We start from the raw sequence: 666 nt of genomic DNA on the forward strand, positions 1-666 counted from the left end.
GATCCATTTGGTATGGGGCTCGAACAAAGAAAATACTTTCTCGTTATGTGGGATTTTTTCACCTTTCACAAGTCGTCTTTCTACCAGGTCCATATGCTTGATCAGCATTTCAAGATAATATTCCAATTCTATAAAAGCGAGCTCTTGGGCAAGTGTTTTTGGGGCAAAAACAGCTTGAAATTCTACCATCTTTTTTTGAAGTATCTTGGTGATGTCCAGATAATTTTCAGTGGCATATTTTAAACGCAGCTCCTTGTTTCTGCCTCCTGACCTTTTGGTTTTTTGTAGTTTCCTGAATTCTATTTTGACACGCTTTTTCCAATCCAATGCTTTGCGCCAACCTTCCATATTTTGTGTTTTTGCTAAAGAACAGCCAATTTCAATACACTTTCTGGCGGCATCCCATAACAGGTTATGATCCGTAGGAAAATGAACATTGGTCTTTACCACATAGCTATCGGCTTTGAGCCTAAGAGCTTGGTGGTCTTTTTTTTTAAATACCCTTGTCCTACTTCTAATACCAAATCATTGATCTGTGCGATTGTTTCTAGATTTAACAAGCCAATATTTTCCTTTAATGCCGTCAAACTATACTGCTTTGCTTCTGATGAAAAACCATAAGAATCCCCTTCGATCCCCATAAGCTGGCGTACATATCTATCAGAA

General features: G+C 38.1%; 1 protein-coding gene and 1 pseudogene. Both read right to left on the minus strand.

Translation table 11 applies throughout. The features are described 5' to 3' along the window. A pseudogene (locus JEM65_RS20580) lies at positions 1 to 450 on the minus strand (ISNCY-like element ISCku10 family transposase); the annotation flags it as partial. Then, positions 444 to 666, minus strand: a 223-nt coding sequence (locus tag JEM65_RS20585; protein ID WP_199603556.1) for a hypothetical protein, incomplete at its 5' end; no start/stop codon positions are given. The gene JEM65_RS20585 and the pseudogene JEM65_RS20580, both read right to left, overlap by 7 nt.

The sequence above is a fragment of the Gelidibacter salicanalis genome (assembly GCF_016469035.1).
Classification (GTDB): domain Bacteria; phylum Bacteroidota; class Bacteroidia; order Flavobacteriales; family Flavobacteriaceae; genus Gelidibacter; species Gelidibacter salicanalis_A.